This is a genomic window from Streptococcus sp. SO4 (assembly GCF_030440055.1).
Taxonomy (GTDB): domain Bacteria; phylum Bacillota; class Bacilli; order Lactobacillales; family Streptococcaceae; genus Streptococcus; species Streptococcus nidrosiense.
In genome coordinates this window covers 131656-148469 of sequence record NZ_JAQFJI010000001.1, presented here as the reverse complement: position 1 = coordinate 148469, position 16814 = coordinate 131656, and the positions used below count along the sequence as shown (strand labels likewise).

Below are 16814 nucleotides of genomic sequence, written 5' to 3'. Positions count from 1 at the left end.
TCTGTATAATTGTAAAAAATTAGGCTTTGATATAGTTTGAAACTATATCGTTACTTGAAGCACAAAAAAAGATTTGGAGAAGATTCCCCAAATCCTTTGGTAGACAATGATTAATAGAGTTTTTAAATATCTACGTTTAGAACAAAATATTAGTGAACCGAGAGCTGACTATGGCTTGTTATTAGAAAAGACTATAGCTTGATCCCTTTTTCACGGAGATTAGACAGACACTCCTCATAGTAGGTATCGTCATGTTCGCTATAGATCGGACTTTTCAACTTCTCTTCTACCAAATCTTCATAAGGAGGGCAGGTCTTGCCACGGTAGTTCTTATCCAGCCACTCTGGACTTACATTGTAGCCACGGTCAGTCATCTCCTCCATGATCAAGCGATGATAGGCATAGAGACGATAGGGCGAGTGGGTAAAGACATAGTCAACCGTCGCATGCTTTCTGCCCCAGCCATTGCCACGCAGGGCGCAACACTCTCGATGTTGCCCCAAAAGTTGAGGACGGGGAAGTTGTGAAATTAAGGCCTCATGCCAAAGTCTCATGGGAGTCTCCTTTCAGTAACGTTGAATGTTGCAAATAGGTATTTGGATAGCGTTCAAGCAAGTCTCGAGTCCTAGCAATCAAATCTTCCTTGGAAGCTTGACCAAAGCGATAGCGATCCAGCAAGATCATATAGTCCTTACGCTCAGCATCTGTCGCTTTCTTTTTGAAATAGCCCCAAATATGCTGAAAGGCATTGCAAACCTGACCCCTGTGCTCTGGAATCTGGCAGGCACGATCAATCATCTCTTGAACCTGACTCACCTCCACCTGTTCATTCTTCAAGTATTGGCGAATCTCCTTGTAAATATTGCTGGAATGGCTCAAAACAAGGTATTTATTTTCCGCCCAGAGTTGCTGACAAAGGGCACGTTGGTTGTTATTTTCCATATTTCTCCTAACTTTCTACTAGTTCCCAGGAAATACGGAAACAAAGTTGTAAATTAATAATGAGCGAATCAATTAAGCCTATCACCCTTTAAAGTTTTTCAAAAACTCTTTGAGTTCAGCATCGGCTTCTGGTGTGGTTCCGTGGAGTTGGTTGAGCATTTCAAGTAGGGAAGCGGCTTGGTTTTGGATTGCTTCATTTGTCGTGTTAATCTTGCTGACGATATCTGTTAGTGGCTCGACTTCTTCTTCCTCAAAGGTATCTACATAACGAGGGATATTGAGGTTGTAGTCATTTTCGACGATTTCTTCATAGCTTGCCAGATGGGCAAACTTGTCAATCTCCTCACGTGACTTGTAGGCTTCCAGAATCTTCTCGATATGGACATCCGTCATGATATTCTGGTTTTTCCCTTTATCAAACTCCTTAGAAGCGTCAATAAAGTAGACATCACGGTTGGTACGATTCTTTTTGAGAATGATAACCGTGGTCGGAATGCTGGTATTAAAGAAGATATTAGCAGGTAGACCGATAACCGTATCAATAGCCCCTTCTTCTAACAAGGCCTTGCGAATGGTCCCTTCTGCATTTCCACGGAAAAGAACCCCGTGAGGAAGGACGATAGCCATAACTCCATTATCTTGCTTGAGATGGTAATACCCATGCAAGAGAAAGGCAAAATCAGCCTTGGACTGGGGCGCCAGTTTCCCAAATGGAGAGAAACGAGGGTCATTCAGGAATCCAGAGCTTGCAGACCACTTGGCAGAGTAGGGAGGGTTCATGAGAACACCGTCAAAGTTGGTCGGCTCTTGGGTCGGCCAGTCTTCATCCAGTGTATCGGCATTGTGGAGAAATTGATTTTCAACAGGAACACCGTGTAGAATCATGTTCATCCGAGCCAAGTTATAGGTCGAAGTATTGAGCTCCTGACCAAAGTAGACCACTGTCTGCGGTTTATGAGAGTATTTCTTGGCATTGAGCAAGAGAGAGCCTGAGCCCATAGTCGCATCATAGATGGTAAAACCTAGCTGGTCCTCACGACCCAAAAAGGCAATCTGAGTCATGAGTTTGGCAACAGGCTGAGGTGTATAGAACTCACCAGCTTTCTTCCCCGAGTCCGTCGCAAACTGACCAATCAGATACTCATAGGCATCCCCCAGCATATCACCAGCATGACCAGCCACATCTAGCACAGCCAACTCCTTCATGACCGCCGCCACCGTTTGGTTTTGCTTTTGCGGAGTTGCCCCTAGCTTTTTAGAATAGAGGTCAATATCTTCAAAGAGATTTTCATAGAGTTCGTCACTCTGCTCAATATCTCGAAAGCCCTGAGCCAAATCTTCCAACTGGAAAGTCCCCTCATTGACACGTGCTACCAGAGCAGTAAAGGTCAACTCAGGCTTGATACTGTAGTTGAGTTCGTCCTTCATGACTGCAAGAAGATCCTCGTGGGTATCCGCATCCTCATAGTAGTTACGATAGACCTCAAGGGCAGCCTCTAGGCTCTCACTCCCCTCCTCCATAGTCTCCGCCACGAAAAAGAGCATCTTGTCTGACAGATACTTATAAAAGACCATACCCAAAAGATAGGACTTATAGTCATTAGCATCCATCTTAGAGCGGAGAACATCCGCTGAGTTCCACAGGGCTTGATAGAGCGACTGGGAAGTTTGTGTTGTTTCCATAATGTTTCTTTCTATCCTTAATCGTTTCAACAATACATAAAAATAGTTTAATTAGCTTTATCCAATACAATTGCTTTAAACTCTAAATAATCATATTTTGTAAATATATAATTCAATTGTGGTATATACTTATTCACTTTTACTATAGCGTTTAGCTCCATTTCTGTTAACGTATCTAATCTATAAGTTGCAAATTCTCTTGTGTCTTCTATTATATTGTAACAGATATCGTAATAATCTCTTGAATAACTTTTGAAAAATGGTTGAAAAGACGTATTTACACAACGATTATACAAGGCTATCATCTCATTCAATGGTTCATCACAATATTTCAGAAAAGGTCGTATCATTCCACCTTTTTTAATCCCCATACCCTTATAGTGTGTTTCTAATCTTTTAATGAATGGCAAATATTTCAAATAGTAATAATCTATTTCAAACTTTTGATTCTTAAGTTCTTCTTTTAAAATAGTTTTAAATTCTTTTTCAAGAGATTTTTTAAAATTTACTCTGTCCCAAAACACAAATGCCAAAACACCTAATATGACAGTCGCAACAAAACCTAAGGCAGCATAATATGTATTAGTTAGTGAATTTATTGTATTTAATAAGTCTTCATTACCCAAAATTAATCTCCTATATAAACATATCCTGCAAGAGTTTCTTTTTCAATGTTTCTAGCTGAGAAATTTTTTCTTGGTGAGCAACGATGAGGTTATCGAGGCTAGAGAAATAAGCACCGATGGCTTGTTGTTCTTCGAACTCTGGAAATATAAATTTCAAGCTAGAAAAGTCTTTAAAACTGATACTTTTCCCATCTCTGATTCCATAAGTGACTGTCTCTAATCGTTTTATAAAATCCCTTGAAGTTAAAATTGAATTCCAAAAATCTGGTAAGTTATTTGCTTTATCAATAAAATCAATAATTGTATATGCAGGAGAGGTTATTCCTTCTAATTTAGATAAAGCAAAACCTCCCTGAAAAGAACGTAAATGAATCACAAATTGACCTGGTTTGACTACCTTGTAATTATTGAGAGTAGCTTCATCATATTTAATATCAATACCAATTTCATCTCTCAAAACCATACCATCAATTTGAGAAGCCGACAGCACAGGTAATGAAGCCCTATTTTTCTTAGATACTGACTTAAAAATTTCATCTGCACGTTTTATCTCCCAATCACCTTCAAATCCGCACAAACGAATCTCAGGGACTGTCTGTCCAGCTTTGGGAGACATTTTGGAGAGCATGGTCGCCTTGAGAGCTTGGTAGTTAGCGAGATTGTCCTTGTAGCTAGCCAGAAGGTCGTCGAGGGTACGGAAAAGAGATCCGATGGCAGATTGTTCGGGAAGAGATGGAAAAGATATTGTAAATTTTTCTACATCATTTTTTGTAATGTTAGGATCTTTTCTACTACTCGCTGCAACATTTCTCCAACTTTCTTTTTTAAAATTTAAAAAATTTAGCAGAAAATTGGGATCAATTTCATTGACTGGCACCAAAGCTGCTAGAGCTTGATTAATCGTAGCAGGATAAGATAGTAACCCCGTTCTTCCAATTTGATTAAATCCTCCGTACATTGCTATCAATACTGAATTTTTAGGTAAAACTCTTAATTTTGATGCTCCACATACTGATATATTTTCCTCATTAGAACGTATTATAGAATTATTTAAATCTGTTGTTTTTACCCATGGAATCTCTCCATTTTGATAATTTCTATTATCAGAACGTGACGGAGTGTTTCCGGAATAGACTTCGTATAGTTTTCCTAATTTAGATTTTGTCCAAATATTATTAAATTCATCTAATCTAATTCTAGGAATGGATTTATTCCCCATAATCTTAATATACCTCACTATATACTATAACTTCATTTTTAATAAATTAAAATCTTTATTTATATCTTTTTTCTTTAAATTTGAAATAACAAAATTCTCTGTTTCAGGACTCCAATATAACTTAAGATATTTTTTTGTTCGTGTCATAGCAGTATATAGAATGTTATGATTAATTTGTTCATCTACTTCATTAGTGATAACAATCTTTACAGATTCATATTCCAAACCTTGAGCCTTATGGATTGAAATTGCGTACGATACTTGAAAAGGAACAGTCGCTGAATTATCTTCTATATCCTCATCTGCACTACTATATCTATCTACACTAAACCTAATAACAGAATTGTTAATGTCGCTACTTTCCAAAAGTTCTAGCTCACTATCAGAAACATCTAATCCATTTAAAACTACTCCTAATAATTCTATAGTAAAAATTATTTTATCACTATTTTCGATAACTTGAATATCTCTAATAATTCCCTTTAAATTATTATACAAAACTCCATTAAATCTACTTGACTCACTAAAAACTATAGGATCATTAATTTTATAAAATTTGGAATTCCATTTGATACTTTGATTAGGATTAGATGCTTGTAACAATCTATTTATGTTATTAATGCCATAAAGTCCATCATAATTTAAGCTTAAAATAATTTCATCTTCATGAATTTTTTCAAATATACTGTCATCCAATGGAAAATTCAAATCTTGTCTAGATAAACACTCCATGATATCTGGTTCAATATTTCTTACTTTATTCCAAACCTCAATCAAACCATCATCTCGCGTTCTATATGGTTTAGCTAATTCTATTATAGCCTCATTTTTTATAGTTTTTTTAGCAAGTTCGAACCAATTCCCAAACTGAATAGCCTCAATTTGGAAAATATCTCCCACTAAAACTAAGAATTTACACGAGATTTTTTTTAGTAATTTTGCCATATCAGAGTTACTCACCATACTACACTCATCAACGAATAGTATGTCGCATTTTATTTCTGTTTTATATTTAATTTTCTGAATCGTTGAAAATTCACAATTCGATGAACTAATTCTTCTCCTTAAATTTTCAACTGCTGTATGAGTCACAGATAAAAATAATTTATCTGCTGAATTAAAAAATTGTGCAATATGATTTATAAAGTATGTCTTACCCGTTCCAGCTGAACCATATATCAAAGCAACTGCAGAATCAGAAAATAGTGAGGTTAGTTTTTCTTTTTTAAAAGCATCATTAATATTATGTTCGTTTTTTTCTAACCATCTCTCAACTGATTGAGCATGATTTTTGTTACTGCCTCTTGAGAAATCTATTAATTTATTCAAAACTTCAAGTGAATCAGTTTCATATTGTGAAATAAAAACTTGTCCATTTTCAATTTTTAATTTTCTTCCTGCATGTTTACTTATTATTTTTCTATTATATTGCCCAACTAAATCCTCAACTCTCTCAGAGTATTCTTCTGGCAATTCAGTTATTGATGTATATATTTTCCCATGAATTTCAGTATTATTTTTTATTAGTCTCGCTAGAAATTCACTATCTTTCCCATCATCATCAATACAAGTTAATAGATCATATATTTTAGGATTATGATTAATTAAAGAAGAGCAAAACGGCATCTCATCAAATGGAATACAACCCCATTTTAATCGAAGACCAGATAATTTTATATTTCCTCCTTCACATTTATTGTACGGGTGATTATCATAAAAATACTGTTCTTTTAAAATCTCATTATTCATATGAAATAATAAGTATTTTAGGATATTAGATCCCGGCTTATTTGCCTGAATTATCATTCTAGCATTATCTAAGATATCAAAGATGTAAGATACCTTTGATTTTTGATTGACATAAGCTTTGGTTTTTTGATATAACTCCTGATTTAGTTCTATAATATCAATTAAATTTATTTGATTTTTCTTTAGAAATGCCATTAAAATTCTATATTCCGAGTGTGAAGACTTCACCTCATCTCTCCCAATTTTTAGGATACGGCTTAAAGAATGAAATTCGCATGGACGAATAGCAACATCCCAATCAGAAATTACTGATATAGTTAAGGCGGAACCATATATATTTATTTTTTCATTTCTTATATATAGCTTCGTTGCATAATTTGACATAATTTCTTTATTTGTGTACGCTGTTATTCTCTCAGATTTTTTACAGTTACCATATGTACTAGTATATGTTACTTCATAATAAATATTTTGATTCACAAAAAAAGGCTTGATTTTTTGGATATAATATCTCTCACTCTCGGTTATTGGATATTTAGGATTATCAATTACATCAGCAATTTTCGCATAATATTCTTCAGACATTGTATCAGTGTAAAGTGGAAATTTTTCTAGATTCTCTAAAACCTCAAATTCATAATTAGTTAGTAAAAACTTTTTTATTTTCAGCATATATTCATAATATTTAAGCAATAATCTCTCTGAATTATTCTCATCCAGGGTATAATGTGAAGCCGATTTTTGAAGAAATCTATGAATTTTTCTTAAAAATACATAGTTTGATTTTTCATTGATGTATTTTACGCTCAAGTCTATATTAGAATAATTCCATTCCAAATCAACATTTTTATCATGATTATATATTTTAACAGCAATATGTTCTACAAAATTTCTTAAAGCATTCATAATATTTTGAGAAGAAAAGCCACGTTCTCCACTCATATTCATCTGTTCTATATTTTTACAAATATTTTCATTTATATCTACAATGTGTTTATCAATCTTCATAACTTGTTACTCCTGCTTAACGATATATTCTTTAATCTACCGAATATAAATTTTAATAATTTCAAGTTTATATAAAAATAGCGCTTTCCTTTCATCTATCATTATACCACGAAACCACAAAAATCCCCTTAGAAATCCGCTTCTAAGGGGTTGTCTTTATCCTGCTGCTTGGGCTAGTTCTGCTGGTTTGGTCTTTTTATCTTTCTTGCTACTAGTGATGAGACGGCGCTTGCTATCTCGGATGCTATTGAGTTCCTTGAGGAGTTGAGTCAGGTGTTCCTTTTCAGGATAGGCTTCTGCGCTGGCTGCGGTATAGCGCATAAAGAGGTTGTAAATACTAGTTAGTTCGGTACGGACTTGTTTGGTCTTGCCTACTTCCTTGACAGACTTAGAAGCACGCGCCTTACTCTCCACTTGGTCATATTCCTCTTGAGCATTGACCACCGCCGTCAGCATAGGAGTCAGTCCTAGACTGGTCACCGCCTCATGATAGGGTGTTTCACTAAGCGTTTTGAGCATGCTCTTGATTTCTGCCGTTTCTACATCGTTACTGTGCTTGGTGATATCCTTATACTTAGTAAAGACTGCTTTAAGTGTCTCATAGGCTTCCTTAAGACTGCTTTCCTTGATTTTAGCAAATCCTCTATGAAGGGTAAAGAGACCTACTAAAGCACTATCTCTTTCCTTATCCACTGTTGTCAAACTAGTAGACTCCTTCTTCTCCACACTAGCAAGTTGAGCTTGATAATCTGATAACTTACTTTTGAAGGAATCAAGATGCTTGCCGTACATAGTCTCATCCTTGTGAGATTTTGTGAAATCTTCTAAGACTTGACTTGTATCAATCATGAGACTTTCGAACTCTCGATTAGTAAAGTTAGTGTAACTAAGGGGGCGGATGTTATAAGTTTTTGTCATTTTGTGACCTTTCTATTTTTAATTATTTAGCTTCTATTTGTTCAAACAAATCGTGGATTAACTCTGACAGATAAAAATGTTTTTGATTTGTCTTTACGATACTTCTTTGTCTATCCTTTGGAACCAAAGAACTTCCCTCTGTTTTATAGGCCTGTATTAAAATAGCCATTAGTCCGATTAGACATAGCATCATAAAACTAGAGTACCAATCATCATCAACTGTTTTGTTTTTCTTCATCAGAATTTCCTTTTTAAATTTATAAATAAATAGTAACAGATAAAAATGAAATTTTAAGCTCCGTTGGCTCAACTAACTCTTTTTTCAGCTCAACAGCACACTTTTAGGATTTTTGTGACGTTCACAGGACAAATCTGACATTTCAGAAAGAAAAAAAAACTATCTGACTGGACAAATACCTTGTCTGTCAGATAGAGACTTTTACTATTTTTAGATTTTAACCTTTCTAGCCTTAGAATACATATAAACTTTAGGAAACACGAATATTCGAAATTTCAAAGACCTCAAAACTTTTTCAGCTTGAGCATTCGAAGCTTAGAATACCAATAATTTTATGCATTTCTTATCTTTCTAAGTTTAGAATACATATAAATTTTGGACGATTCATATTTACGAGACTTCGAAGGACTATCTCCCCACTCTCAACGGTTCAATCACCTCTTCTATCAGTTGGGTATAGGCTTCTTTGATGTGTTTTTTATAGAGGAGTGGGTTGAGGGCATCTGCCACCTCAACTTTATAGTCCTTGTAGCGCTGACTCTTGGTCAGTTGGCTTTCTCCTAGTTGCTTTTTAGCGCCCTTGCGGTAGTGATTGACATAGTAGCGGAGTTCATCTTCACCGACATACCAGGTCTTACTAAAGTCTTGGATCTGCTGCTGGATGACTGCCTCAATCATCTGATCAAGGATATTGGCGATGGATTGACCTCTGTAGCGGTCAGGATTTGCCTGTACTTCTTGCCAAAGCTCTGAGATGATCTGTGCCAGATTTGGATTAGTCTTTTCCAGACTTTGGATATAGGTATCCACTGCTTCTCTATCTTGCGCACTGAGACTCTTTTCCGGACTCTGCTCTTGCTCAATCAGGCTTTGGATCAAGGTCAGGATATAGGCGTAGTTAATCTCATCTACTTGGATGGACTCTAGTTCATAGTGGATATCAAGTGGTTCGCCATCGTCGTTATCATCTTCGATTCGGCTTTTCAACTCTGCTAGGATATTCTGATAAAAGCCAAGATAAACTTCCAACTCTTCTGCACTGAGTCCAGTCTGAGCGTAGATTTCGTCCTCATCATACTCTTTATAAACTCGGATAGAAGCTAGGTACTTATCAAATCCTTGATAGGCCTTGGCGATTTTTCTCAACTGTGGTGTAGAGATTTGTTCCAGTTGAAGTCCTTCTACTGGATCATCAGTGATGAGATTTTGGAAGTCGCTACAACTTCTCAAAAAGTTTCTCTTTTCCTCTTCCCAGCTAGGCGCTAGGACATCATTTTCACCACCATTTGAGTAAAGCTTGAGGGCATTATCAACTGCTTCCTTAAAGGCTAGAGGCTTTTGGAAGGTGATGATATGGCCATAGTTCTTACTAGAATCAAAGATACGATTGGTTCGACTAAAGGCCTGAATCAGATCCTGCGGTTTCATGGGCTTTCTGTCGATAAAGAGAGTCGATAGACAAGGGGCATCAAAACCCGTTAGGAGACGATTGACCACGATGACCAAGTCCAACTGTTCATTGCGATAGAGATACTTGTCCTGTTTTCGGGCTAGGCGGTTATTGACATCGGTATTGAAGCCACGAAGATCCGCCATGGTAAAGTGAGTATCAAACTCTTGGTTATAGTCCTCTAAGACCTGCTTCATGTGATCTTGGTTGGCTCTTGAGTCTTCTTCATTCTCTGTAACGGAGTAGGTGATGGTCGCCTTTGGAAAGTCTGGAAGGACCATCTTGACTCTCTCAGACACCTTGACTCGTGTTTGTCCCGCTTTGACTTTTTTGAGAAGGTCATAGTAGGCTTGGGCTTGAGGGATAGACTTTACAGTGAGGATGGCATTGTAGGTATTGCCGACTCCTTTTTGTAAACCCAGTTGTTGGCGGGATTTATTGATAATGGCGTCCAAGACTTCCAGCATGTGCTCCTCATTTTCATAGACAGTATCTGGTATTTCATTTTCAGCCTGCTCTGTGATGAGGGTATTGCGATAGTCTACCTTAAAGCCTAAGACAGCTCCGTCATGGATGGCTTCCTTGACTGTATACTCATGGAGACGGTCTCCATACTGTTGCTGGGTAGTTTGGGCGAGGTCGCCGACCTGCTGGCGTTTATTTTCCTTAAAGATTGGTGTTCCTGTAAAACCATACCATAGGGACTGTGGGAAAAATGCTTTAATGTCTTTTTGTGTTTGTGGTGTCACGGCACGGTGGCATTCATCCACGACAAAGGCTACTCGAAGTCCCTTGATTTTGTCCTCATCTCGTTGGTAAAGACCTTGGTCAAATTTGCGCATCATAGTAGTGATTTTCTGGATAGTCGTCACTACGACACGTTTATCATTACTTCCTAGTCGCTTGACCAAATCATGTGTATTATCCGTCTCATCGATATCAATGACGTCATTGGTCGCATAAGAGAGAAAGGATGAAGTGGTTTGTTGGTCCAAGTCTCTGCGGTCAACGACAAAAATAGTCTTTTGGATGGACGGTATTTGGAGGAGATTGCGAGCCACCTTATAAGAGGTCAAGGTCTTCCCTGAACCTGTCGTATGCCAAACATAGCCTGATGCTTGTTGGCGAGAGGCTTCCTGCACCGCTTCGATAGCATGGATCTGATAGGGACGTAAAAGGATGAGAGATTTCTTGCTATCGTCAATAACAGAATACTGCATAACCATCTGATGGGCACGAGGAATAGAAAGGACCTCATGCGCAAAGTTGGTCATATTTGTCACAGGATGATTGTCCTTATCCACCCATTTGGTTAGAAATTGCTTGTTGAGTTTATTTTCACGAGCTGCAGCTATATAGCGTGTGTCAACTTTATTGGTCACAACAAACATCTGCAAGCTAGAGTAGATGCCACGGAATTTACCTTCACGGTCATATTTTTTAATCTGGTGAAAGGCATCGATAAATGCTGCTTGGGAACTCTTGAGCTCGATTTGAATCATGGGTAAGCCATTGATTAGCAGGGTAACATCCAGTCTACGGTCTTGATCCAAAGGATTTACTTTTTCTCGTTGGACTTGATTGACAACTTCGTAGCTAGACTTTCCTGCTGCGATATTATCTCGCCAAATGACTGACAAACGGATGGTCCCTAGGCTCGCATCTTCTCTTTGAACCTCGACTTTAGCAATGCCGTTTTCACCGACCAACCACTTAGCCGCATCATAGTAGCTGACAAAGTTGAGTTGGTTTTGAATCTGGCGTTTTTCCTGTTCAGTCAAGGGATGGTCTGCCAGCAGAGCAACGTTGTTTTGGGCTAGTTTCTCAAAGAAATTGTCCCATAGTTGTTCTTCTGTTTTTAGGTCTTCTCTATAAGTCCATTGGCTTTCACCAGTTACCAGCTGGTTAATCAGTTGTTTTTCTATTTCCAGTTCTGGTTTTACCTGCATCTATATTTCTCCTTCAGAGGTTTACATTCTAGTTATTATTATATCATAGTCCTATCAGAAAAACTTCCTCTCCCTCCCTACTTCAAAGCACTTTTGACCTTCTTCTTGGTGAGGAGGCGGTCGTTTTTGTTAGCTAGGGATTTGAGTCGGGCTTCGAGCAGGATTTTTCTGCCTGCTTCGTTTCGGGTGTAGACGAGTTGGTAGTTGCCTATGTGTGGTGCGACGGAGTCCAGAAAGAGCTGGGCATCTTCCTTGCGTTTTTCAAAGAGGCTAGGGACTACGAAATATTTGGACTGTCCGGCTGGGGCTTTTTGAGCTACTAACAGGTAGCGTTGATTGTCCACGGGTGCAAAGAATTCACCCAAGGTCTGAGAAAAGAGTTCCTTATCTCTCATACTGCCCCCCTTAAGATAGGCAAAAATGCTATAACTTTCCTTATCTTCCTCTACCTGCACGCGCGACTGGTCATCGGACAAATGCCCCATCTTTAGCATGGCATTACGAATACCTTCACCCGCCTGCCGTAGGCGTACATAAGGACTCTTGTAAAAGAAATAGCGAATCACGGTGTAGGCTAGAAAGAGGATGCTCAGTCCAAACAACCAGCGAATACTAGTTCCACGGACCCTAAAGATATAAAAGAGGAGATTGAGGGCCGTTAGCATAAAGGAATAACGGAGCCATTTTTCAGCATCAACAAGAGTGAGCAGAGGGATCTGCTTGCGATCTGTTGCTACCTCATTGACAATCTCTAGCTTATCCGCAACTACCAACGCCTCCTGCCATTTTTTGCGAAGGGTGGTACGGTCCTTGGACAATTCCTTGATTTTCTGATTATAGGCTTGAATCTTATTTTTCTTAAAGGGGGGTTTAGGGAAGTCCAAGCGATCCAGACCTGTCTCGATGGTATCCTCCTTATAGGATAAACCTAGAAAATGCTCCATACGACGAATTAGACTCAGTAAATCTTGATAGGGATTATCCTTCTCTACTTCCTCTTCATTTTCCTTTTCCCGCAAGAAAAAATTTTTTGTATAGGGTTTGATAGCGACCAGGTGCCAGATATTGCTGGTCTTATCTGGATGCCCTGGCCAGATACGGATAGCACGGCCCCGCATTTGATTGCTGAGCATAAAGCTTCCGACAAAACTTCCTAAGATGAGAGAGTTGACGCAAGGCGCATCCCATCCTTCTCCCAAGAGAGACTTAGTGCCGACCAAGACCTGGATGGCACCCCTCTGAAAGAGTTCAGTTACAGCCCCTACCATACCTTTACAGGTTGAGGGGAAACCTACCTGAAGATAGGCATCTGGATCTAGTTGACCAATAGCTGAGAAGGTCAAAGCGACTGTTGGCAAGAGTGCTTGGAGTTCCTCCCTAACACTAGTTGGCACGATAACCACACTTCCCGAAAGCACTGCTAGGGGAACAAAAATCCCCTGTTTCTGAGCACTTCGGCGAATAGTTTCAAAGTAGGGGAGTACACCTAATTGCGTGATCGGTGCTTGGTCATCTCCCAGATAACTAGCAAAATCCTTGCGGATATAGTCCGCCAAGACTAACTGTCTCAAGTCCTGACCTAGACTAGCATACTCGGTTTCAAAGATAGATGCGATGCCAGCCAGTTTTCCTAGAGATTGATTGAGGGTTTGGTCATTGGCCTTGGATTTTACCAAGAAGACCTGACGTTTTTCAATCAATCCTCTTGATTTCAATTCGGCTTCTATCTTTTTCTTTGTCCCCTGTGGATCCTCATACCAATCAGGTGTCTGATAGAGAAGGCCTTGCAAGAGGACTTCCAGCCAGTAGTAATTAAGAGCAGGCAAGCCTTCCGCCCCCAGTAAATCTCGTAAGTGCTTAGGAATTTCTAGCTTTTGAGCCTGTAGATAAATGAGGAGGGCTGATAGATACTTGGGATCTTCCAGGAGCATATCCGCAGAGATTTCCCCTTTGAGAACCTTGGAACTCTTAATCAACTCTTGAAAATCACGATCAACGACTAGTTGGCTGACATATTGCCACTTGGTGTCCTCAAATTCTTCCAGGCGTTTGTCTTCTTCCTTGGTTGGAAAACAGATATAGACAAAGTCCTGATGAGGGCAGAGGGTGTCTTCCTTGACTAGTTCTGGCACCGTGATTTCTTGGTCAATCTCGCCACACATCTGGAGATAGCGATCCCAGAGTTCTGGCTCACTATCATAGGGAGGGGTTGCGGTTAGAGAAATGACCTGCAGTTGCGGATATTTCTTACGGAATTCTTCTAGACTTCTCCACCATTCATTTCTCAAATGATGACATTCGTCCAGACAGAGGGTTTCAACGCCCCTTTCCTTGAGGCTGGCAATTAGGTCAAATCCGACAAAGTCTTCAACCTCACCGTTATCTTCTTGAGATTGGGCCTGTTGCATAGCACTGTGAAAAGCTTGGTAGGTAGCGATAGTGATTTGCTTCATGTCCTTAAGATTTTGAGACACGAGACTTGTGATCTGGTCCTCATCCTCTAAAAAGGCCTGGCGAATCCTATCCACCCATTGTTCCCGAATGGTAACCGTCGGCACCAAAACCAGAGCTGGCTTATCAAAGCGGGCAATCAACTCGATACCAATGGTTGTTTTCCCAGAACCTGGTGCTGCCACCAAGTGGACATGTCCATCTGCTTGATATTCCTGAAAGTTATCCAAGACCTGTCTTTGGTAGTTGCGCCAAGTGCCATTAAACTTCAATCCTAACATGATTTTCCTCATTCTAAGCTGCCATTTTCTTATTCCCATTTTACCATACTTGAGGAAAAGTCACATGAAGTACCCCATATAGTCTTTCTCCTTAAAATATGGTATAGTAGAATCATACTACTCAAGAGGAGTTTACATGTCACACGATAAAGAAATGAAAGCTGTTTCTCCCCTTCTACAGCAAGCAATTAATATTTCTTCCATCATCGGTGGAGTTGGTACTTTGATTTTCTGTATCTGGGCCTATCAGGCTGGCGTTTTGCATTCCAAGGAAACCCTATCTGCCTTTATCCAACAGGCCGGTATCTGGGGACCACCACTCTTTATCTTTTTGCAGATTTTGCAGACGGTTGTTCCTATCATTCCTGGTGCTCTAACCTCTGTGGCAGGTGTCTTTATCTACGGTCACATTATTGGAACTATTTATAACTATATTGGAATCGTTATTGGTTGCGCCATTATCTTTTACCTAGTTCGCCTCTACGGAGCACCCTTTGTTCAGTCTGTCGTCAGCAAGCGTACCTATGATAAGTACATAGGTTGGTTAGACAAGGGCAATCGCTTTGATCGATTCTTTATCTTTATGATGATTTGGCCGGTTAGTCCAGCGGACTTTCTCTGTATGCTGGCAGCTCTAACCAAGATGAGCTTCAAGCGTTACATGACCATTATCATCCTGACCAAGCCCTTTACCCTGGTCGTTTACACATACGGCTTGACCTATATCATTGATTACTTTTGGCAAATGTTCGCCTGATCACTAAAAAAAGTTGATCAAAAACTCAATTTTATACTCAATGAAAATCAAAGAGCAAACTAGGAAACTAGCCGCAGGTTGCTCAAAGCACTGCTTTGAGGTTGTGGATAGAACTGACGAAGTCAGTAACATATATACGGCAAGGCGACGTTGACGCAGTTTGAATTTGATTTTCGAAGAGTATTATCAGAAAATGAAAAAAATAAAACGCATAGTATCAAGGTTTTCAACACCTGATAGTATGCGTTTTTCTGATTGTAAAGTTTTTTTCTCAACCTCTTTTTGTTAAGCTTCTTTTTTCAATAGGAGAGAAACAAGGACTGATGTCGCAATCATCCATGCTCCTAGAATGATAAAGGTCATTCGACCATTCGTTGTTACTAAGCCAATTCCTGAAAGAACAAAAGGTGTTAAGGAGGCACCAAAACTACATCCCAAAACAGCATAGGAAGTTGCTTTGTTGAGGAGTTTTGCTGGAATTCTTTCAGATATCAATTGAAAGACAGTCGTCAGAGCGATGCTATAGGCAAATCCTCCTAAGACCGAACCTGCAACTACCACCCAGAGTGAAGGGGAAAGAGCGATGATGATTTGCCCAATTCCAAAGGTTACACCCGCAATCAATAAAAGTTTTTCCTTAAAGGCAGAGATGAGAAAAGAAAAGCTAATTCCCGCCAGAATCCCAATCAACTGCATGGCACTGAGTACCAGACTAGACAACTGAGCATCTCCAAAGCCTGCCTCAATCATGAGACTAGGAATACGGAAGGTAATGGCTGTATTGGTACATACAATGACTGCTGCTCCGACAGCTAGGAAGAAAATCAGCTGTAGCATGGAGCGAGTTAGTTTCGCTGCTTCTTCTGTCTTTTGCTTGGACTCATGAACTTCTTCTTTGTTATAAGGGACAAAGAGAAGGAAGAGTACAAGAACCACTAAACCTGCAGCATAGGCTAGGAAGGTTGCAGTCCACCCAAAGGCCAAAAGCTGACCAACTGTCAAGGTCAAGATAGAGGCTCCCACCACCTCAGCTGAACCACGAAAACCAAGCATCTGGATACGAGTCTTGCCATGGTACCGTTCACTGATGATAGAGATAGCCTTGGCGTTAAGCATCCCCACTCCAATCCCAAAGAGAAGACGAGTGGCAAAAACAAAGTAGTATCCCTGATACCAGAAGGGAGCTGTTCCACTGATTGATAAAATCAAAAGTCCCAAGGTCAACTGAAGTCGTTCAGGAAAAATCCGTTCTAAAACTCCATTTAAAAGGAGCATGGCCATAATCCCAAAGGATGGAAGGCTGACCAAGAGCTCGACCTGACCTGTCGAGTAGCCCTGATAATAGTCAAACATGGCTGGTAGGGCACTCGATATTGAAAATGATGTGATCAATACTAACGACAGGGAAAGTATACTCACTTTTTCCAAAAATTGTTTCATTTTATCCTCATTCATTATTTATGTTAAGTCAAAAGAGCTAGATATTACTCTAGAGATCAAAGATTTCTTTCATCTAGTCCCTATCACTCTTTTAGCAAAAAGG

The 16814-nt window shown here is 39.2% G+C and carries 12 protein-coding genes; 1 reads left to right on the top strand and 11 read right to left on the bottom strand.

The annotated features are described in order from the left end of the window. Window positions 1–191 precede the first annotated feature (191 nt). The 10 genes from PCY08_RS00715 to PCY08_RS00670 form a co-directional block, all read right to left on the bottom strand. Complete coding sequence (locus PCY08_RS00715) at window positions 192–554, bottom strand: TIGR02328 family protein (protein WP_301559113.1); 363 nt, start codon at window positions 552–554, stop codon at window positions 192–194. Beyond that, entirely contained in the window at window positions 538–942 is a 405-nt protein-coding gene (locus tag PCY08_RS00710) for a YbgA family protein (protein WP_301559112.1), read from the bottom strand. The genes PCY08_RS00715 and PCY08_RS00710 overlap by 17 nt, the downstream gene beginning before the upstream one ends. 81 nt (window positions 943–1023) lie before the next feature. Continuing rightward, entirely contained in the window at window positions 1024–2625 is a 1602-nt protein-coding gene (locus PCY08_RS00705) for a type I restriction-modification system subunit M (protein WP_301559111.1), read from the bottom strand. Window positions 2626–2672: 47 nt separating this feature from the next. Then, the gene (locus tag PCY08_RS00700; RefSeq protein ID WP_301559110.1) at window positions 2673–3251 is read right to left on the bottom strand and encodes a hypothetical protein; all 579 of its coding nucleotides are present in this window, start codon (window positions 3249–3251) and stop codon (window positions 2673–2675) included. A gap of 10 nt (window positions 3252–3261) precedes the next feature. Further along, window positions 3262–4470, bottom strand: coding sequence for a restriction endonuclease subunit S (locus tag PCY08_RS00695; RefSeq protein ID WP_301559109.1), 1209 nt, complete (start codon window positions 4468–4470; stop codon window positions 3262–3264). Window positions 4471–4494: 24 nt separating this feature from the next. Continuing rightward, window positions 4495–7227: an ATP-dependent RecD-like DNA helicase gene (locus PCY08_RS00690; RefSeq protein WP_301559108.1), complete on the bottom strand. Its 2733-nt coding sequence runs from the start codon at window positions 7225–7227 to the stop codon at window positions 4495–4497. Between the two features lie 156 nt (window positions 7228–7383). Beyond that, window positions 7384–8145 (bottom strand): DUF6261 family protein, encoded by a 762-nt coding sequence (locus tag PCY08_RS00685; protein ID WP_301559107.1) that lies wholly within the window; start codon window positions 8143–8145, stop codon window positions 7384–7386. A gap of 22 nt (window positions 8146–8167) precedes the next feature. Further along, entirely contained in the window at window positions 8168–8383 is a 216-nt protein-coding gene (locus PCY08_RS00680; RefSeq protein ID WP_301559106.1) for a hypothetical protein, read from the bottom strand. A gap of 408 nt (window positions 8384–8791) precedes the next feature. Beyond that, complete coding sequence (locus PCY08_RS00675; RefSeq protein WP_301559105.1) at window positions 8792–11782, bottom strand: type I restriction endonuclease subunit R; 2991 nt, start codon at window positions 11780–11782, stop codon at window positions 8792–8794. A 77-nt stretch (window positions 11783–11859) separates the two neighbouring features. Continuing rightward, window positions 11860–14514, bottom strand: a complete 2655-nt coding sequence (locus PCY08_RS00670) for a DEAD/DEAH box helicase family protein (RefSeq protein WP_301559104.1) — start codon at window positions 14512–14514, stop codon at window positions 11860–11862. Window positions 14515–14650: 136 nt separating this feature from the next. Here PCY08_RS00670 and PCY08_RS00665 point away from each other — a divergent pair, with 136 nt between their 5' ends. Beyond that, window positions 14651–15271 (top strand): TVP38/TMEM64 family protein, encoded by a 621-nt coding sequence (locus tag PCY08_RS00665; protein WP_049503131.1) that lies wholly within the window; start codon window positions 14651–14653, stop codon window positions 15269–15271. 285 nt (window positions 15272–15556) lie between these two features. Here PCY08_RS00665 and PCY08_RS00660 read toward each other — a convergent pair whose 3' ends face one another. Next, the gene (locus PCY08_RS00660) at window positions 15557–16711 is read right to left on the bottom strand and encodes an MFS transporter (RefSeq protein WP_301559103.1); all 1155 of its coding nucleotides are present in this window, start codon (window positions 16709–16711) and stop codon (window positions 15557–15559) included. Window positions 16712–16814 lie beyond the last annotated feature (103 nt).